Annotated in this window: 16 protein-coding genes; 11 read left to right on the top strand and 5 right to left on the bottom strand. The window is 36.8% G+C overall.

Annotated features, from left to right (window positions below; all coding sequences use genetic code 11):
* Nucleotides 1-162 precede the first annotated feature (162 nt).
* The 8 genes from FC091_RS10915 (at nt 163) to FC091_RS10880 (ending at nt 8,563) form a co-directional block, all read left to right on the top strand.
* Nucleotides 163-1,305 carry a universal stress protein gene (locus FC091_RS10915; protein ID WP_138434309.1) on the top strand — a complete coding sequence of 381 codons (1,143 nt, stop codon included), beginning with the start codon at nt 163-165 and terminating at the stop codon, nt 1,303-1,305.
* 135 nt (nt 1,306-1,440) lie between these two features.
* Entirely contained in the window at nt 1,441-3,186 is a 1,746-nt protein-coding gene (locus tag FC091_RS10910; protein WP_138434308.1) for a V-type ATP synthase subunit A, read from the top strand.
* Entirely contained in the window at nt 3,167-4,495 is a 1,329-nt protein-coding gene (locus FC091_RS10905; RefSeq protein ID WP_138434307.1) for a V-type ATP synthase subunit B, read from the top strand. Before FC091_RS10910 ends, FC091_RS10905 begins: the two co-directional genes overlap by 20 nt.
* Nucleotides 4,492-5,082 carry a hypothetical protein gene (locus FC091_RS10900; protein ID WP_138434306.1) on the top strand — a complete coding sequence of 197 codons (591 nt, stop codon included), beginning with the start codon at nt 4,492-4,494 and terminating at the stop codon, nt 5,080-5,082. The genes FC091_RS10905 and FC091_RS10900 overlap by 4 nt, the downstream gene beginning before the upstream one ends.
* Entirely contained in the window at nt 5,083-5,652 is a 570-nt protein-coding gene (locus FC091_RS10895; protein ID WP_138434305.1) for a hypothetical protein, read from the top strand.
* A 1-nt stretch (nt 5,653) separates the two neighbouring features.
* On the top strand, nt 5,654-6,265 hold the full coding sequence (locus FC091_RS10890) for a V-type ATP synthase subunit D (RefSeq protein WP_138434304.1): 612 nt from the start codon (nt 5,654-5,656) through the stop codon (nt 6,263-6,265).
* Entirely contained in the window at nt 6,262-8,073 is a 1,812-nt protein-coding gene (locus FC091_RS10885) for a V-type ATP synthase subunit I (RefSeq protein WP_138434303.1), read from the top strand. Before FC091_RS10890 ends, FC091_RS10885 begins: the two co-directional genes overlap by 4 nt.
* 25 nt (nt 8,074-8,098) lie before the next feature.
* Nucleotides 8,099-8,563 carry a hypothetical protein gene (locus FC091_RS10880; protein WP_212745832.1) on the top strand — a complete coding sequence of 155 codons (465 nt, stop codon included), beginning with the start codon at nt 8,099-8,101 and terminating at the stop codon, nt 8,561-8,563.
* A 40-nt stretch (nt 8,564-8,603) separates the two neighbouring features.
* Here the strand turns inward: FC091_RS10880 and FC091_RS10875 are convergent, their stop codons facing one another.
* The 5 genes from FC091_RS10875 to FC091_RS10855 all read right to left on the bottom strand — a co-directional run bounded on the left by FC091_RS10875 (nt 8,604) and on the right by FC091_RS10855 (nt 17,663).
* On the bottom strand, nt 8,604-9,347 hold the full coding sequence (locus tag FC091_RS10875; RefSeq protein ID WP_138434302.1) for a succinate dehydrogenase/fumarate reductase iron-sulfur subunit: 744 nt from the start codon (nt 9,345-9,347) through the stop codon (nt 8,604-8,606).
* Between the two features lie 126 nt (nt 9,348-9,473).
* On the bottom strand, nt 9,474-11,384 hold the full coding sequence (locus tag FC091_RS10870) for a fumarate reductase/succinate dehydrogenase flavoprotein subunit (RefSeq protein ID WP_138434301.1): 1,911 nt from the start codon (nt 11,382-11,384) through the stop codon (nt 9,474-9,476).
* A gap of 159 nt (nt 11,385-11,543) precedes the next feature.
* Nucleotides 11,544-15,206, bottom strand: coding sequence for a phosphoribosylformylglycinamidine synthase (gene purL / locus FC091_RS10865; RefSeq protein ID WP_138434300.1), 3,663 nt, complete (start codon nt 15,204-15,206; stop codon nt 11,544-11,546).
* 141 nt (nt 15,207-15,347) lie between these two features.
* The gene (locus FC091_RS10860; RefSeq protein ID WP_138434299.1) at nt 15,348-16,427 is read right to left on the bottom strand and encodes an endonuclease; all 1,080 of its coding nucleotides are present in this window, start codon (nt 16,425-16,427) and stop codon (nt 15,348-15,350) included.
* 12 nt (nt 16,428-16,439) lie between these two features.
* Nucleotides 16,440-17,663 (bottom strand): RsmB/NOP family class I SAM-dependent RNA methyltransferase, encoded by a 1,224-nt coding sequence (locus FC091_RS10855; protein WP_138434298.1) that lies wholly within the window; start codon nt 17,661-17,663, stop codon nt 16,440-16,442.
* Between the two features lie 147 nt (nt 17,664-17,810).
* Here FC091_RS10855 and FC091_RS10850 point away from each other — a divergent pair, with 147 nt between their 5' ends.
* Genes FC091_RS10850 through FC091_RS10840 form a run of 3 tightly spaced genes read left to right on the top strand, consistent with a single transcriptional unit; the run spans nt 17,811 to nt 19,206 of the window.
* Entirely contained in the window at nt 17,811-18,389 is a 579-nt protein-coding gene (locus FC091_RS10850) for an RNA polymerase sigma factor (protein WP_138434297.1), read from the top strand.
* A 43-nt stretch (nt 18,390-18,432) separates the two neighbouring features.
* Nucleotides 18,433-18,744 carry a hypothetical protein gene (locus tag FC091_RS10845; protein ID WP_138434296.1) on the top strand — a complete coding sequence of 104 codons (312 nt, stop codon included), beginning with the start codon at nt 18,433-18,435 and terminating at the stop codon, nt 18,742-18,744.
* 6 nt (nt 18,745-18,750) lie between these two features.
* Nucleotides 18,751-19,206 carry a Spy/CpxP family protein refolding chaperone gene (locus FC091_RS10840; RefSeq protein ID WP_138434295.1) on the top strand — a complete coding sequence of 152 codons (456 nt, stop codon included), beginning with the start codon at nt 18,751-18,753 and terminating at the stop codon, nt 19,204-19,206.
* The last annotated feature ends 92 nt before the right edge of the window (nt 19,207-19,298 follow it).

Here is a 19,298-nt window from a genome sequence, read left to right as displayed (position 1 = left end):
CATGTTGCTTTTTAGTAAGTAGTTAGATGGCTGAAACAATACAAGCTGTTCTTTGATTAATTAAAGAATTTAAAAATGATTATATCCTGCAATAGTCTAGTTTAAGACATTTCAGGCAAAATTAAAGTGAATCAAATATTATCTTAACACAAATATTATCACATGAAAATACTCAATAAAATTTTACTTGCAGAGGACTTAGTGTCTTCTGCTCAAAACCTAGAAAAAATAGCTATTTCATTAGCAAAAACTTTTAAATCAACGATTGTTCCCTTGCACGTATTGCCAAACGATATCGTTAACCCAAAAGTTAAAAAACTTTTAGATGAAACAGCATTGAGCAGATTGGGTAAAACCTCTGAGACTATGAAGGCAAATGGTGTTAGTGTTGAAGCACCACTGATAAAGTATGGCGTGGCGCATGACCAAATCGTAATGGCAGCAACATCAGTAAATGCCAATATGATTTTAGTGGGTTCTGGTGAAGACAAGGAAACCGAAAATTTTAAATTAGGAACAACGACAGAACGCATTATTCAAAATAGTGAGAAACCTGTCCTAGTTATTAAGGAAGACGACACTTTTAATGTAAAAACAATTCTATGTCCCGTCGATTTTTCAAATCCATCTAAAAGAGCTCTAAACAATGCAATTATTATAGCACGTCGCCTAGAAGCAAAGCTTTTGGTGTTAAGTGTTTCAGAAGAGGAAACTTCTACTTGGTTTAGTTCAAAAGAAGAATTAGACAAAGAAAACGCAGAGCGTTTTGAAAATAACAAAGAGTCATTTGCACAGTTTTTAAAAGAATTCAAGTTTATGGATTTAGAATGGGTGAAGCTAGAAAGAATGGGTAATCCATCACAGGAAATTCTTAATACAATAGTGGCAAACAATGTAGATTTACTTATTATGGGAACGGCTGGTAGGTCAGGCTTAAATAGGCTTGTTATAGGCAGTGTTACCGAAAAAGTAATACGTGAAGTACCGTGTTCATTTCTCACTTTAAAGTCTCAAGACGTTATTAGAGTTCATTTAGAAACAGAAATTAGAGATTTTGAAACCGTTTTTGCTTCGGCTGAACAATTAGAAAAAGATGGTTTTTATGAAGAAGCCATTGAACAATACAAAGCAAGTCTGGGCATTAATACCATGCACGTACCAGCCTACTCTGCAATAGCAAATCTTTTTGATAAACTCGAAAAACCAGAAAAAGCTGCACTTTACCGTAAGAGCGCAAACGAAATAAAGGAAAGAATCTGGTATAGTAAAGTAGAGGAGGAAGCACGCAAACTAAGAGGAAGTTGATGAAGGAGATGTTGAGGATATAGATTAAATTGAACAACATAGTGAAAGCTTTATAACATGAATTTTGTCAGTTCGAATTAAAAGTCGAGATATATCGAGAACTAAAAATTGTTAACGAAAGAAAAATTTTAACACTTGGAAAACGCAAAAGGAAAAGTCGTCAGTGTAAATGAATCCTTGGTAGGTGTAGAAAATACCGAAGGTTCAGTTATGAATGGCGAAGTGGCATACATTATCATCGAGGGTGGAAAACGTCTAAAATCAGAAGTTATTGATATTAAACCCGGCAAATTGGTCTATCTTCAAGTGTTTGAAGATACCTCTTGGATGCGCGTTGGCGATGAGGTTGAATTTACAGGTTTACCATTATCTGTAAAACTCGGTCCAGGTATATTAGGTACTGTTACCGATGGCCTTCAAAATCCATTGTATGAACTCGCGAAGGAGGAATGGTTCCTTGAACGTGGTATGGTGGTGGATTCCCTAGATACTCAAACCAAGTGGCAGTTTACCCCAAAAGTAAAAAAAGGCGATAAAGTCAGCGGCAATTCAATTTTAGGTACGGTGCCTGAAAAACTATTCACACATAAAATTTTTGTACCCTTTTCGTTGCAAGGCGAATATACCGTTGAAACCATTGCTGATGAAGGCGAGTACACTATTACCGATACTATTGCTACGGTTAAGGATGAAGCTGGTAAAAGCATGGAACTTTCCATGGCTTTCAATTGGCCAGTAAAGCAGCCCATGCCATTCCATCAGCGTTCAGTACCAACCGAAACCTTACCAACAGGAATGCGAATTCTCGATGCTCTATTTCCAATCGCTTATGGCGGTACAGCCTGTAGTCCAGGACCTTTTGGTGCAGGGAAAACGGTATTGCAGCATAGTATTGCCAAACATTCTAGAGCGGACGTGGTAATTATTGCAGCTTGTGGCGAACGTGCTGGTGAAGCGGTTGAGGTCTTCAAGGATTTTCCAGAATTGATTGACCCAAGAACAGGTAAGTCACTTATGGACAGAACCTACATTGTAGGTAATACGTCATCGATGCCTGTTGCAGCTCGTGAAGCATCAGTGTATATGGCAACAGCAGTAGGCGAGTACTATCGCAAGCAAGGTTTGGATGTGTTGATTTTAGCGGACTCAACATCGCGTTGGGCGCAAGCGCTAAGGGAAACTTCGGGTAGAAAGGAAGAGATTCCTGGTCCGGAAGCCTTTCCTATGTATATTTCAACATTAATTTCAGCATTTTACGATAGGGCAGGTGTAGAGCTGCTGCCAGATGGCACCAAAAGTTCATTGAGTATAATAGGAACCGTTTCGCCAGCTGGTGGTAATTTTGATGAGCCAGTAACGCAAGCAACCTTATTAAGTACTGGTGCGTTTTTAGGGCTATCTCGTGAATTGTCAGACGCAAGGAAGTATCCTGCTATCGACCGTATTGATAGTAGTTCAAAATATCCATCCCTTATTACGACGGAAGAAGTTCAATTCTTAAAGGAAATCTTGCGCGAAGGAAAAACCACAGCATCCAATTTATTATTAATGGGTGAGCGCGGTATTACTAATGAGGCTTATATCAATTACCAAAAATCGGAATTGTTGGATGCGGTATTTTTACAGCAAAACAGTTTCCATCCCATCGATGGTGTAACCAATCCAGACCGATTGCGCATGATGTTCGATATGATAAAGCATATTATAGACACACCGGTCCATATAGACACCAAGGATGATATTCGTTCACACTTCAACTTCTTACGTCAGGCTTTCCTAGATTGGAATTACCTGAAATTAGATGACTCAAAATTTGAAGACCAAAAAGCAAAAATTATAAATCTGGTTAAACAAAAAGCACATGCTAAGGAAAACGTATGAGAATATAGATAGTATAGGACGAGCAATTATTACCATTGAGGCCAAGGATGTTCACAACAAGGAACTGGCTGAGGTGATTTATCCAGATGGAAAAAAGGCTTTTGCCCAAGTGATAGCGCTAAACGGCAACAAGGTCACTTTGCAGCTCTTTGGAGGTGGTTTTGGGGTATCTACAAATTGTAAGGTGCGCTTTTTAGGTCATCCTGTACAAGTGGGTTTTTCTGACGAAATGCTTGGTCGTGTATATTCGGGAAATGGGCAACCCATTGATGGCGGTCCACAATTAACATCGGACATGACGCGTGTGGCAGGACCATCCATTAATCCTGTAAAACGCCTTATTCCAAAGAACATGATTCGTACTGGTGTACCCATGATTGATGTGTTCAATACATTGGTACGCTCTCAAAAAATACCCATTTTTGCGAGGGCTGGTGAACCTTATAATCGTCTTCTGGCCAACGTGGCCACACAAACCGATGCCGATGTGATTATTATTGGTGGTGTAGGTCTGAAATACGACGAGTACCACTACTTTAAAGAACGTATTGAAGAAGCTGGCAGCAAGAGCAAAACGATCATGTTTATCCACACACATCGCGATTCTATCGTAGAAGGTTTAATGGTGCCGGATTTGGCTTTAGCTGTAGGTGAACGTTTCGCACTTCAAGGTAAAAATGTGTTTGTATTATTGTCGGACATGACGCAATGGTCGGATTATCTGCGTCAGGTGGCCAATGCCCAAGACCAGATTCCAGCGAACCAAGGTTATCCAGGGGATTTGTATTCGCAATTGGCGAGCCGTTATGAAAAGGCGGCAGACATAGAAGGTTCTGGTAGTTTAACCATTCTCGGTGTAACCACCATGGATGATGTAACGCACCCAGTTCCTGATAATACAGGTTATATTACTGAAGGCCAATTTTTTATGAAAGATGGCTATTTAGAATTGTTTGGGTCGCTGAGTCGACTAAAACAACAGGTGAACGATAAAACCCGCGACGATCATCGCGGCATTATGAATGCCATGGCGCGTTTACTTTCTGAAGCTGAAGAACGGGTGAAGGCGCAAAAATTTGGTTCGGTAAAGGATGATTATTCCTTGCGTTTATTGGATTATAGAAAAACATTTCAACGCGAGTTAATGGACCCATTCCGCTATTTGGAACTTGAAGATGCCTTGGATTTATGTTGGGATATACTATCCAACCACTTTAAAAAAGAGGAAGCCGGACTAGCATCAGAGTTGGTTGAAAAATATTGGCCAGAAAAAGGAAAGTTTAAGATTTTAAAAGTAGAGTACGCATGAGCGAACAGACATTAGACGGATTGATTGCCAAAGTAAAAACTGAGGCCATTGAGGCTTCGGAAAAAGAGGCGCAAAAAATCATAAATGAAGCCAAGCAGAGGGCGCAACAAATCGTGGCCAAAGCAGAAGCAGATAAAAAAGCGCTCATTAGCGATGCCGAAAAAAAAGCCGAAGGATTAGTTGAGAAAGGAAAGATTGCCTTAAATCAGGCTGCAAGAGATGTACAGATTTCGGTAAGGAACGATATTGAAAAATTACTCAAATCTGTTTTAGAAGTTGAGGTTAAGGAAGCATTTACAGCCGATTTATACACTCAGGTGATTTCGAAGGTGATGGACAGTTTGGGCGGGAATACAGCTATTGTGCTGCCGTCTGATTTAGAAGACCAAATGGTAACATCCATACAAAAGCGTGTTGCGGAATCCAAAACTACAGTTAGCATCATAACAAAAAATGATTTACTATCTGGTCTATCAGTTTCTAATACCCATGAAGGCTGGAGTTATGATATCACGGCAGAGGAAATTGCCGATTTGTTAAGTCAACATTTAAGTCCTAAGTGGGCCGAATTATTGAATACCAAATAAATGCTCACAGGAAACCTAGAATATCTCATCAGTAGCCTACCGAATTTAACTTTTAGCAATTCGGAAGCGACTCAGCATGAGGTAAAGGGGCTATTTCAAAAGTATGCTTCCAATGAGGCGGCAGACCAAGATTTGGTGGCCATTTTACAAGATGACGCTTCAAAATACTTGTCTGTTTCAGAATTAAAAAGGTTTCAGAGTATCAACTTAAAATCTATTTATCAAAAACAATTTCAGGATAGTTCAATAGAAGTGGTTGCACAGTTTTCAAAATTCATGTATGGGTTAAAAAGCGAATTAAAAATGTTTCGCGAAAACCGAAAATCCGAAGAACCTTTAGGAAAAATCAATTATGAATTTATCGACGATTTGCCTAATAATCCTTTACAAGCGGAAGAATATCTGCTCAATTTGCAATGGCAGAAATTAGACGCCTTGTCCATTAGTCATTATGCTGACCTTTCGGCTTTAATTCTTTATAAATTGAAATTACAAGTGTTACAGCGGTTGTGGCAATTTGATGCCAAGCTTGGCTTTACAGTATTTCAAAATTCATTAAAAGTAGCATGATATGGCAGACAAGATTTTAATGAATAAAAACACATTGGCAACCTTGAAGAATGAACTGAAAGGCTACAAAACCGCTTTACCTGTTTTTGAAATGAAGGAACAACAGCTTAAAGAAGTGATTACCAGCATTGAGACCGCTGTGGAGCGTTTGCAAGACGCTATTGCGGCAACAAATGTAGATGTAAAGCAATGGGCAGCCGTTATGGCGGAGCCGACCATAGATTTAAGTGATTTGGTGTTTGTGAGAGAACTCAAAACCAATACACGTGAAATCGCAGGTGTGGTCATAGAACAATTTGTATCCATCGATTTTAATGAAAGTGCAATAGATTATTTTGAAACACCACTTTGGGTAGATGCGGCTGTGGAAGCGATAAAAGACCAGACCACCAATCAAGAAATGTTAAAATTGGAACTAAAGAATTTGGAAAGTGTCCGCGAGGAATTGGCTGAAGCACGACGTATGAAAAATGCGTTAAAGGAAGTCTTCATTCCCGAAACCCAACACAATATTCGAAAGATTGAAATTTATTTGGGTGATGTAGAGCGTTTGGCCATAGGTTGCGCCAAATTGGTAAAAAAGAAGAAACAAGTAAAAAGCGACGCGGTATGATTGTACGTATGAAGGAAATATTGCTGTTTACGAGTGTTTACGATGTCGATGACACGATCCAAAGATTAGGAGAATTGGGTGTAGTAGACATTAAAGAAGTTAATCCTACAAATAGTGATGCTATAGACCGCTGTAAAATTGAAATTGAAGATACCAATGAAGCTATAAAAATACTCGACGAGCACGAGCTGTCGGATAACCAAGGATCTAAAAGTTTTGATACTAATGGTAAAGATCCTAAAAGATTAATTCAACGACTCTTAAAATCAAAAATTGTTAAGAAAAATATTTTAAAATCCATTGACGAGATTGATGATCAACTAGGGTTTTATAAAGTCTGGGGCGAGAATTTCAGTAAAAAGAATTATGAGTTTTTAGAGCGAAAAGGAATTTACGTCCGACTTTATCTAATAGATAAATCACTTCTTAAAACCTTACCTGATGATAAAATAATTATATCTTTTAAGGAGCGTGATAATAAAGTTCCTATAGTACTATTTACACAAACGAAAACTGAAAGATTGATTTATAAAGAAGAGGAAATTCCAAATTTATCATATTCAGCTCTGAAAAACATTAAGTATCGCAAAGAACGTCAATTGACAAAGGTAGCAGCATTCTTAGATGAATATAAGAACTATAAACCCTTATTAGAATCTTACGAACAATTCTTACAAAATAGGTTAGCTTCCGAAACTGCCATAGAAGGTATGGGAGATATACAATCTAAGGTCAAGTATTTAAGAGGATTTATCCCTAAAGATTTGGTATCTGAGTTTAAAAAAGTAGCAGACCAAGAAGTTTGGGGCTATGCCATTAAAGAACCGACTAATATTGAAGAAGTGCCAGTATATATTAAAAACCCGAAATGGATAAGTATCATCAACCCAATGATGAAATTTATAGATATTGTACCTGGCTATAAAGAAATTGACGTATCCATTTATTTTCTTATAGCCTTTGCACTATTTTTTGCCATGCTCGTAGGTGATGCTGGTTATGGTATTATATTCTTGGTTTTGACATTCATTTTTAGAAAGAAAATGGCGCCACAACTCCGTACCTTGATTTATGTATTAAGCAGTTCTACAATTGTTTGGGGTGTTTTAAGTGGTACCTATTTTGGCGCTGAACAAATTGCACAATTACCATTTTTAAAAGACGCTGTCATTCCGAATATTTCAAGTTTTGGTGTAGATAACGTCAATTTTATGATGTTTTTGTCCTTTTTGATTGGTGCTATACATTTGACTGTGGCTCATGTTATTCGGTTCTTTCAGTTTATTAATTCCATTAAGGCTATAAGTGAAATAGGATGGATATTATTAATTTGGGGACTCTTCTTTGTTACCGGTCAGTTGGTATTGGGTGATACACCACCAGTTTGGTATAAATGGTTGTTTATCGTTGGTGTTTCATTGGTGATTTTATTTTCAAAAGAGAGCAATAATTTTCTAAAAAGTATGGGTGCATCAATTGCTAACTTACCATTGAGTCTAATCAATGGCTTTTCAGACATCGTGTCTTATGTCCGATTGTTTGCTGTTGGTATGGCTACCGCAGCCGTTGCAGCAAGTTTCAATAATATGATTTTACCAGACGGTGTTGTGGGAATGGGAGTTTTGGATTTTATTATGGCAGCTATTGCTTTACTATTAGGCCATACTTTAAACATTGCCCTAGCCCTAATGGCAGTACTGGTGCATGGGATTCGTTTAAATACTTTGGAGTTTGCAGGGCATTTAGGCATACAGTTTTCAGGAGAAGCATACAATCCGTTTAAGTTAACGTTGAACAAAAAAGAATAACTAAAAACATTTAATATAGATAATTATGGGAATTTACACACTTATACAAACATCAGTCGAAGGCCTTGGCGACATGGGTATGTCTTTAAGTATTGCGGCAATCGGTTCTGCTATCGGTACGGGAGTAGCAGGTATGGCAGCTATTGGTGCATGGAAGAAAATGATAACCAACGGTCAAAAGGCTTCGACAGCCATGTTGATATTTGTTGGTGCACCTTTGTCACAGGTATTTTATGGAATGATTTTAAAAAATACCATCGCAGATGCCAACCTCAGTCCCGATTCATATGTTTGGCAGATTATACTGGGATTATTTGCAGGTGCAGCAATGGCAGGTTCTGCTATTTTTCAAGGAAAAGTAGGTGCAAGAGCTTGTGATGCCATTGGCTCTGGCGCTAGTGATATTGTAAAATATATAATGATAATTGGTGTTGTTGAAACTGTAGCGCTTTTTGTTATGATTTTTACAATGACAGGGTTGCCAGGATAGATATTTAGCAAATTATTGAAGCAAAAGCTGGAAAGTGTTACTATCCAAAAAGCTTTTGCTTCATCCAAGCCGCATTCATCTCGGCAATATTTTTAATCGAGATGCCTTCAGGACATTCTATTTCACAAGCACCTGTATTAGTGCAGTTTCCAAAACCTTCTAAATCCATTTGATAGGTCATTTTTTTTAGACGGCTAGAAGATTCAGCTTTACCTTGTGGTAAACTATTGAGATGATTGATTTTAGCAGATGTGAATAGCATTGCAGAAGAGTTCTTACATGATGCCACACAGGCACCACAGCCAATACACGCTGCTGCATCCATCGCCTTGTCGGCAATTTCTTTTGGTATAGGTATGGCGTTTGCCTCTGGTGCTGTACCGGTTTTTGAACTGATATAAGCACCTGACTCAATAATTCTATCAAAAGCAGAACGGTCTACAACCAAGTCTTTAATTATCGGAAAAGCTTTTGCACGCCAGGGTTCAACGGTTATGGTTTGACCATCCTCAAAACTTCGCATATGCAATTGGCACGTTGTTATATTGTCATGAGGTCCATGTGCACGTCCATTTATAAAAACACCGCATTGACCGCAAATGCCCTCGCGACAATCATATTCGTAAGCAATAACCTTTTCATCTTTTAGAACAAGTTCTTCGTTTAATTGGTCTAGAGCTTCAAGAAATGACATGTCTTCGGTAAGTCCATCTACCTCGTAAGATTTAAAATCACCCTTTGCATTCGGGTTTTCTTGTCGCCATATTTTAAAGGTTACTTTCATTTTTTCAAATTATAATATAAAGAATGCCTTTTTTAAACACCCCTAAAGTCCCCTCAAGGGGACAGTTCTACACATTAAACTCAAATTCGATTTTATCTTCATTTTCAATCTATTTGTAATATCCCACTACTTATAACTACGAACAGTAGGTTTTACAAATTCAAACTCTAAATGTTCTTTATGCAATGTGAAATCACCTTCATTATATTCCCAAGCTGATACATATGAATATGTTTCGTCAACCCGAAGGGCTTCACCTTCGCTGGTTTGAAACTCTTCTCTAAAATGTGCACCACAAGATTCATCGCGTTGCAGAGCATCCGTACACATTAAAATACCCAATTCTATAAAGTCAGCTAAGCGATAGGCTTTTTCAAGTTCGGTATTCATTTCGTTTTGGTTGCCTGTAACTTTTACATCCTTCCAAAAATCATCCTTAAGTGCTTCAATTTGTTTGATCGCTTTTTCCAAGCCTTTTTTGGTGCGACTCATGGCACAATCTTGCCACATAATTTTACCGAGTTCCCTATGGAAATGATCTACGGTTTTAGTTCCATTAATGGAAAGAATTTTATCTATATGTGCTTGTGCTTCTTTTTCTGCTTTATCAAATTCTGGGTGGTCAGTGGTTGGGTGATCAGCTTTAATCTCATCTGCCAAATAATTATTAATCGTGTTTGGTAAGATGAAATAACCGTCAACACTTGCCTGTAAAAGTGAGTTAGCGCCTAATCTATTTGCACCATGGTCTGAGAAATTACATTCACCAACTGCGTATAATCCTGGTATTGTAGTCATTAATTCATAGTCTACCCATAGGCCACCCATTGAAAAGTGTGCCGCAGGTGATATTAGCATAGGCGTAGTATAAGCATCAATACCAGTTATTTTTTTATACATATTAAAAAGATTACCGTAACGATCCTTTATGGTTTCTAAACCAAACTTCTCAATAGCATGCTTAAAGTCTAAATAGACCGCATTTTTAAGTCGTCCTACACCAAAGCCTGCATCAATGCGTTCTTTTGCAGCTCTAGAGGCGATATCTCTTGGTGCCAAATTTCCAAAACTTGGATAGCGACGTTCTAGATAATAATCACGTTCTTCTTCAGAAATATCTTTTGGTTTACGGCTGTCTTCTTTTTGTTTTGGTACCCAAATACGACCATCGTTTCGTAACGATTCTGACATTAAGGTCAGTTTTGATTGCGCTTCACTTGACTGTGGTAATGCCGTAGGATGGATTTGTGTAAAACTCGGTGCCGCGAAATAAGCTCCTTTTTTGTGTGCTTTCCATAGGGCACTTCCATTACAACCAATGGCTAAGGTTGAAAGACGGAAAACCCTCGAATAACCACCAGTTGCCAAAACAACGGCATCAGCAGCATAACGCTCCAATTTGCCTGAAACCAAATTACGAACTATAATACCTTTTGCTTTTCCATTAATTACCACGAGGTCAACCATTTCACTACGTGGAAACATTTGAACCTTTTTGGCATGTATCATTTTATACAATTGCGAATAAGATGCCAGTAAAAGTTGTTGCCCAGTTTGGCCTCTTGCATAAAATGTACGTTGTACCTGTACACCACCAAAACTGCGATTTACTAAGGTACCACCATACTCTCTGGCAAACGGTACACCTTGTTGTACAAAATGATCTATTAATGGCGCAGACAATTCTGCTAGTCGGTAAGTATTGGCTTCTCTTGATCTAAAGTCACCACCTTTTAATGTGTCATAAAACATACGATAAACGCTATCTCCATCATGTTGATAGTTTTTAGCAGCATTTATACCACCTTGTGCTGCTACAGAATGCGCACGTCGGGCCGAATCCTGATAACAGAAGCATTTTATGTCGTAACCAAGTTCTGCTAATGTTGCAGCTGCACCTGCACCACTCAAGCCAGAACCAACTACAATAACACTGAGTTTCTTTTTATTGGCAGGATTTATCAGTTGGGATTTCAACTGGTAATTTTGCCATTTTTTTTCTAATGAGCCTTCGGGAACTTTTGAATTTAAGTGCATTCTTTTTTACTAAAGGAGCTTTTGGTTTTCATTATTCAATGACAAACATAGTCACTGACCCTATAAAGTTACAATGACTTTTATCATAAACCACAAGTTTTAGCACTAAAACTAAAGATTTTTACGAGCTCAGGACTTAAAAAGCCTTATGAAATGGCACTATTGCTTTTCAATCCATTTTCTTGCGTTAACAAACGCTTCTAGCCAAGGTGAGACTTCGTCTTTGCGACCTTCTGGATAGTGTGCCCAATTCCATTGGAACGTGGATCTTTCAATATGTGGCATAGTCACCAAATGCCTTCCTGTTTTATCAGTCATCATAGCTGTGTTAAAATCTGAACCATTTGGATTATGAGGATATTCTTCATAACCATACTTTGCAACAATATTGTACTGATCTTCAGCATAAGGAAGGTTGAATTTTCCTTCACCATGAGAAACCCAAACTCCTAGTGTGCTACCTGCTAGCGTTGAAAGCATAATAGAGTTATTCTTTTGAATTTTTACAGATATAAATGAGCTCTCGTGTTTATGAGAATCATTATGCACCATTTTACCATGCTGCTCATGCTCTGGATTAATAAGATCTAGTTCCATCATTAACTGGCAACCGTTACAAATACCAACCGAAAGTGTGTCTTCTCTTTCAAAGAAATTTTTAATAACTTCGTTTGCTTTGTCATTGTATTTAATAGCACCAGCCCAACCTTTTGCAGAGCCTAAAACATCAGAGTTTGAGAAACCACCAACAGCACCAAGGAACTGAATGTCTTCTAAAGTCTCACGACCAGAAATTAAATCGGTCATGTGTACATCTTTAACATCAAAACCTGCTAAGTACATAGCATTTGCCATTTCACGTTCAGAGTTACTTCCTTTTTCACGCAGAATTGCTGCTTTTGGTCTTGGTTTGCTACCGTCAATACTAGGCAGTTTACCTGTAAAATGACTTGGGAATGTATATTGAAGTGGTTGTTGTTTGTAATTGTTGTAACGTGCTTCAGCTAAACTATTAGCGGTTTGTTTCTGGTCGAGTAGGAAAGAGGTTTTGTACCACATATCTCGTAATCTTGAAGCCGTCATGGTAAATACTTCACTTCCGTTGATGATGCTTAGTACATCAGCATTAGTTACTTTTCCAATGTTATGGAAGGTAATTCCAGCTTCTGACAATGTATTTTCTATACTATTATCTGTAGATTGAATAACAATACCAGCGTTTTCAGCAAATAAAACTTTGAATGAATCTTTTTCAGCCAATTCAGTAATATCTAATTCTGCACCAAGATTGTTATCTGCAAAACACAATTCAAGTAAAGTTGTAATCAATCCACCAGAAGCCACATCATGACCAGCAACAATTTTATTATCTTTTATTAATTGCTGAATCGTGTTAAACACAGTTTTAGTATAAGCTGCACTTTTTACATTTGGTGTGCTGTTTCCTACTTTATTATTGATTTGTGCAAACGAGCTACCACCAAGTTTAAAGTCGTCTTGAGATATATTGATATAATAAATATCTCCTTTATCCTTTTTGAAAACAGGTTCTACAACCTTAGAAATATCGTTACAATTTGCAGCAGCAGAAATGATAACTGTACCAGGAGAAATAACATCACCATCAGGATATTTTTGTTTCATAGATAATGAATCCTTTCCTGTTGGTACGTTAATACCTAAATCTATTGCAAATTCTGAAACAGCTTTTACTGCTTCATACAAGCGTGCATCTTCACCTTCGTTTTTACAAGGCCACATCCAGTTGGCTGAAAGCGAAACACTTTGTAATCCATCTTTTAACGGTGCCCAAATAATATTTGTTAAGGCTTCCGTAATCGAATTACGACTACCAGCTATAGGATCTATTAATCCTGAGATAGGTGAGTGGCCAATACTCGTGGCAATGCCTTCTTTTCCTTTATAATCTAAAGCCATTACACCAACATTGTTTAATGGCAGTTGTAACGGACCAGCACACTGTTGTTTGGCAACTTTTCCACCTACACAACGGTCTACTTTATTTGTAAGCCAATCTTTGCAAGCCACAGCTTCAAGCTGCATAACTTGATCTAAGTAATCGTAAAACTTATCTGAATTATAGGATAGATCACTGTAGTTTTTGTTAACAGTACGATCTGTCATTATTGTTTTTGGAGAACTACCAAACATGTCTTCTAAAGCCAAATCCATTGGTTTGTCACCATTAGTTTTAGATTCAAAAGTAAAACGATGCTTGCCAGTAACCTCACCAACATCATAGATTGGTGAACGTTCTCTATCTGCAATTTTATGAAGTGTGTCTAAGTGTTTTTCTGAGATAACTAATCCCATACGTTCTTGAGACTCGTTACCAATAATTTCTTTAGCAGAAAGGGTAGGATCACCCACTGGTAACTTATCTAAATCAATGTGTCCACCAGTATCTTCAACCAACTCAGATAAACAGTTGAGGTGTCCACCAGCACCATGATCGTGAATAGAAACGATTGAATTTTCATCACTTTCAACCATGCCACGAACCGCATTGGCAGCACGTTTTTGCATTTCTGGGTTTGAACGCTGAACGGCATTTAGCTCAATACCACTGTCGAATTCACCTGTATCTGCAGAGGAAACTGCTGCACCTCCCATACCAATTCTGTAATTATCACCACCAAGAATTACGATTTTGTCACCTGCTTTTGGAGTGTCTTTTATAGCTTGGTCTGCTTTTCCGTAGCCAATTCCACCAGCTTGCATAATAACCTTATCGTAACCGATTTTGTTATTTCCTTCTTGGTGTTCGAAGGTTAAAACAGAACCACAAATAAGAGGTTGCCCAAATTTATTTCCAAAATCTGAAGCTCCGTTAGACGCTTTAATTAGAATGTCCATTGGAGTTTGGTACAACCATTTGCGTTCAGGAAAGGCCTTTTCCCAAGGACGCTCTTCTTCTAAACGTGAGTATGATGCCATGTAAACAGCGGTTCCAGCCAAAGGAATAGATCCTTTACCACCAGCAAGTCTATCTCTAATCTCACCGCCAGATCCTGTGGCAGCACCATTAAATGGCTCTACAGTTGTTGGGAAATTATGTGTTTCTGCTTTTAGAGAAATTACAGATTCAAAATCTTTGGTTTGGTAATATTCAGGAATATCTGCACGTTTTGGCGCAAACTGTTCTACAACAGGTCCTTTTATAAACGCTACGTTATCCTTGTATGCAGAAACAATATCGTTTGGATTTTGTTTTGATGTTTCCTTAATCATTTTGAATAACGATGTTGGTTTTTCTTCACCATCGATAACAAAAGTTCCGTTGAAAATTTTATGACGACAGTGCTCTGAGTTGACTTGTGAGAATCCAAATACTTCAGAGTCTGTTAATGGACGACCAATCTTTTTTGAAACACCTTCAAGATATTCAACTTCTTCGTCACTTAGTGCTAAACCTTCCTTTGTATTATAGGCTGAAATATCTTCAATATTCTGAATCGCTTCAGGTTGAATATTTATGGTAAAGATGTCTTGATTTAAGCTTGAAAATTTTTCAGAAATCATTGGGTCGTACCCTTTAAAATCTTCAGATGTAGAAATGAATTCTTCAATTCTAACAATGCCAGAAATTCCCATATTTTGGGTAATCTCTACGGCATTTGTACTCCAAGGCGTTATCATTGCAGCTCTTGGTCCAACAAAAAAAGCATCTACCGATGCTTGTTCTATTTTTGGCTGGTCGCCAAATAACCATACCAGTTTTGAGATGGTTTCTGTTGATAATTCTTTTGTGGCTTGAACAGCGAAAACTTTGCTGTTTTGGTTTCCAAAGAAATGAATCATTTATATGATGTGTTTTGTTTAAAAATAAAACACAAATTTAGTTTATTTTGACAATATCGTGTTATTTATTTAGTGCTAAAGGGAAGACTTATTCAACAAGTTTTAAACAAAAAAAAGCAGCTAAAAAGCTGCTCTTTTGAGTTAGGACTTAATCAGTTTTTTACTGACAGTTTTATTTTGTTGGGTGAATTTAACAATATATAATCCACTTTTGAGGCTACTTATATTTAAATCCATTGATTCATTAATCATTCTTACAAATACACGTTTCCCAAGAACATCGTAGATTTCAATTCTTGTTTCAGCGTTATTAGATAGTTTAATATGAACCACATTAGCAGCAGGATTAGGAGATAAATTAAACTCTGGGTCTTTTTCTATTTCATCAATAGAGAGCGTTCCCCAAGGATCTTCAGGATCATCATTTCCGCCCCAAATAATTTTAGCTAAATAAGGGTTGTCTATAAATGGATTTCGGTTACCATAAGTGGATTCTAACAAATTATTACGATTAGTTTCTATATCAGAAACGGGATCGGCAGCATTCCATTGTAACAGTATTTGCAACATGTCTGTAGAACCTTCCTTTGCGCCTGCAGCATTATATTCTGGCAAACAACGGTCACCATATCTAACGTACATATACATCATAATACGAGCTACATCACCAATCCATTCGTCACCTGGATACCAGTTTCCGCTACCAACATCTCCAGAATTACCAGAGCCATTAGCAAATAATTTACTGCCACGAGCTCCATTTCTCTGTACGTCACTTGCTCTTAAGTTATGAGGATCGGCACCAATACCTAAAGTATTATTACTTGTATTTCCCATACCTGGATCTGCGTTAGATCTCGCAAAAACATGTTCTCTATTATACTCACAAACAGCACCGCCAAAATCGTTTTTGTTTCTTATTCTTCTGTCAGTGATTCCACTAGAACATGAAAGATTATTAACATAGCCATATACTAGTAATATATTAGAGTCTGTATTATCATTTGGGTCTAAGTCCATAATCTCAATGTCATCTCTAGCATCTCCATAAGTATAAAAAGAATCATTAGTATTGTTACTTATTTTAAGCTGTAGCGCATCGTACAAACTTTGTCCTGTTAACGAAAAATCCACATTGTTTTGACCATTGGTATAATATGGTTGTTGCGCAAAACTAAATGCACAAATAAATAAAATTGTTAAAAAGTATATATGTTTCATATTCAATTAATCTTATCGAATTGGGTTATTTTTTTCTAATAAAGCCATATAAAATCCATCATAACCAGATTTGTGGGCTAATATTTTTTTATCTTTTACAAGTTTAAACGCTTTTCCGTGTATTGAAGTTAAGAAATTATCAATTTGTTCTTCATTTTCAGAAGGTAAAATGGAGCATGTTGCGTACACCATTTTGCCACCAGGCTTTACCATTTTTGAGTATTGCTCTAAGACCTCTGCTTGTGTCTTTTTAATATTATCGATAAACTCAGGCTTCAATTTCCATTTTGCATCAGGATTTCGTCTTAACACTCCTAAACCAGAACATGGTGCGTCAATCAATAAGCGGTCTGCTTTACCATGAAGTTTTTTTATTGGTTTTGTAGAGTCAATAACCTTCATCTCTATATTGTGAACACCATTGCGTCGCGCTCTAACTTTCAGTTTTTTTAACTTACTCTCGTAAATATCCATAGCAATGACTTGGCCTTTATTTTCCATTAGCGATGCTAGGTGCAATGTTTTTCCGCCAGCACCTGCACATACATCTACAACTTTCATGCCTGATTTTACATCTAAAAAGTCAGCAACTAACTGTGATGAAGCATCTTGCACTTCAAACCAGCCATTTTTAAAGGCTTCAGTTTTAAAAACATTAGCACGCTTAGTAAGTTTTAAAGCCCAAGGATGATCTGGTAAAACTTCGGTTTCGATATCTTCAGACTGTAGTTTAAGCTGCAAATCTTTTTTGTTGGTCTTTAAAGTATTTACTCTCAAGATAACATCTGCCTGCTCATTTTGCATGGCAATTTCCTCAGTCCAGATTTGTTCACCTAATTCTTTCACTCCTAAGTCATCCATCCAATCTGGTATAGATTCGCGATACTTTCTAATTTTAGAAAGTTCATCAAAACGCCCTTTAATTTTTCGTGTAGGAGTATCTGTAAAATATTTCCAATCAGGAAGTCTAATACCCTTAAGTGTTGCCCAAACAGCAAAAACTCTCCAAAGATTGTCTCTGTCATAAGGCGCTTTTACATCAGCAATTTCAGAGTATAAGCGTTTATACCTTACAATTTCGTACACAGTTTCTGCAACAAAACCTCTATCTCGACTTCCCCAACGTTTGTCGCGCTTTAGTAATTGTTGTACCACTTTGTCTGCATATTCATTTTCATTGAAGATTTTGTGTAAACCATCAATAACCGCAAAACATAAATTTCTGTGTAATCGCATTGCAAAAAATTAGCATGCAAAGGTAGTATAAAAGTTGAGATGTGCTACAGTTATGAATGTAAAGTCTTTTTTAAATAGAAAAATAGAGAACAAGTTTTTGCTTGTTTTTGCATCTCAATTAAATTGCGGTAATTACTTAAAAATAATTTGGAGGAAAAAGAAACCATAAAAGAACTAAAAAGAAGAAATACAGCTGTATTTTCTCAACTTATAGATGATTATCAGCAAAAGGTTTTTGGTACTTGTATTTCTTTTGTGCCAAACAAGGAAGATGCGGAGGATTTAGTACAAGAAGTATTTTTAGAAGTCTATAATTCCATCTCTAAATTTAAGGGAAACTCTAAACTCTCAACATGGATTTATAAAATTACCACAAATAAGTGCTTGGAGTTCATAAGAAAAAGGAATACTAAAAAGCGCACGGGTTTTTTAAAACCATTGTTTAGTGAAGATTTTTCAATAGACAAGACTAATTATTTTACTGAGTTTAACCATCCTGGATTTTTATTAGAAAACAAAGAACTAAACGAAACACTGTTTAAGGCTATTAACAGTTTGCCAGAAAGTCAGGCTTCGGTTTTTACATTGCATAAGATTGATGGTAAAAGTTATCAGGAAATTGCAGCTATAACAGATAAAAGTGTGTCTTCTGTTGAGTCTCTTATGTTTAGGGCAAAGAAAAACCTTCAACAGTTATTGTATGACTATTACAAAAACGAAATGTAGCACAAGTTTTTTAAAACTTATGCATCTAAATATCAAATGATTTATGATGAAAGATTCTGAGATTAAGAAAAAAGTAAACACTACGCTAAATGCTGTAGATACTATCCAAGAGGTAAAGGTGTCTCCTTTTCTTAAGGATAGAATACTGAACAATTTAAACGTTGAGAACGAAGAAACTGAAAGGGTTTGGGCTTGGTTTACTCCTAAGTTTCAGATCGCAACATTGGTGGTTGTTGTTTTACTCAACATATATGCATACAAAGTATTGATTTCTGAAGAGTACAACTCAACAGTTGAAGAATTTGTTGACACTTATGATTTTGGTGATGAGGCGTATACTTCTATTTTTAATTAATTAAACATGAAAAAGCAAACTGTTTTATACATACTACTCATTGTACTTTTTCTGTCTAATGTGTTTTTTATTTTTCATCATGTAGGAAGATTTGGGCATAAAGACCATAAGTCTCGTTTTTCTATGATTGAAGAATTAAACTTTAACCAAGAGCAGCAAGAGACTTACAAGGCACTAAGAAGTAAGCATTTTGATAAGATGAAATCCTATTCTAAAAGAATAAGTGAGCTTAAAAAGGAAATATATTCTAATGTAGGCGAACAGGACATATCAGAGGCTTTATTAGATTCTGTAGTAGATTTAATTGCACTAGAAGAGAAAAACAAAGACTTAGAAATGTATAAGCATTTTAGAGATGTTAGGGAAATATGTAACGATAAGCAGAAAGAACAACTTTCTAAAATTATAAATGATGCTATAGAGCGTCGTGGAAAAAGAGGGAAATCTAAAAAAAGAGATTGAGTTAGTTTTATAATTTGTCTTTGAATTTATACATTGATAAATTATGTAAACTTTTATTTGATTGATTATTGTTAATATGAAAAGCTTTGCAG

The organism is Winogradskyella algicola (genome assembly GCF_005869935.1).
Classification (GTDB): Bacteria; Bacteroidota; Bacteroidia; order Flavobacteriales; family Flavobacteriaceae; genus Winogradskyella; species Winogradskyella algicola.
Note: the sequence above shows the minus strand (reverse complement) of the source record. Positions and strands in the feature narration are given on the sequence as shown.

Excerpts from the sequence above, each read along its gene's own strand:
- FC091_RS10895 (WP_138434305.1), top strand. The coding sequence starts at position 5,083 with ATGCTCACAGGAAACCTAGAATATCTCATCAGTAGCCTACCGAATTTA.
- FC091_RS10845 (WP_138434296.1), top strand. The coding sequence starts at position 18,433 with ATGATGAAAGATTCTGAGATTAAGAAAAAAGTAAACACTACGCTAAAT.
- FC091_RS10905 (WP_138434307.1), top strand. The coding sequence starts at position 3,167 with ATGCTAAGGAAAACGTATGAGAATATAGATAGTATAGGACGAGCAATT.
- FC091_RS10885 (WP_138434303.1), top strand. The coding sequence starts at position 6,262 with ATGATTGTACGTATGAAGGAAATATTGCTGTTTACGAGTGTTTACGAT.
- FC091_RS10840 (WP_138434295.1), top strand. The coding sequence starts at position 18,751 with ATGAAAAAGCAAACTGTTTTATACATACTACTCATTGTACTTTTTCTG.
- purL (WP_138434300.1), bottom strand. The coding sequence starts at position 15,206 with ATGATTCATTTCTTTGGAAACCAAAACAGCAAAGTTTTCGCTGTTCAA.
- FC091_RS10855 (WP_138434298.1), bottom strand. The coding sequence starts at position 17,663 with ATGCGATTACACAGAAATTTATGTTTTGCGGTTATTGATGGTTTACAC.
- FC091_RS10915 (WP_138434309.1), top strand. The coding sequence starts at position 163 with ATGAAAATACTCAATAAAATTTTACTTGCAGAGGACTTAGTGTCTTCT.
- FC091_RS10880 (WP_212745832.1), top strand. The coding sequence starts at position 8,099 with ATGGGAATTTACACACTTATACAAACATCAGTCGAAGGCCTTGGCGAC.
- FC091_RS10875 (WP_138434302.1), bottom strand. The coding sequence starts at position 9,347 with ATGAAAGTAACCTTTAAAATATGGCGACAAGAAAACCCGAATGCAAAG.
- FC091_RS10860 (WP_138434299.1), bottom strand. The coding sequence starts at position 16,427 with ATGAAACATATATACTTTTTAACAATTTTATTTATTTGTGCATTTAGT.
- FC091_RS10870 (WP_138434301.1), bottom strand. The coding sequence starts at position 11,384 with ATGCACTTAAATTCAAAAGTTCCCGAAGGCTCATTAGAAAAAAAATGG.
- FC091_RS10900 (WP_138434306.1), top strand. The coding sequence starts at position 4,492 with ATGAGCGAACAGACATTAGACGGATTGATTGCCAAAGTAAAAACTGAG.
- FC091_RS10890 (WP_138434304.1), top strand. The coding sequence starts at position 5,654 with ATGGCAGACAAGATTTTAATGAATAAAAACACATTGGCAACCTTGAAG.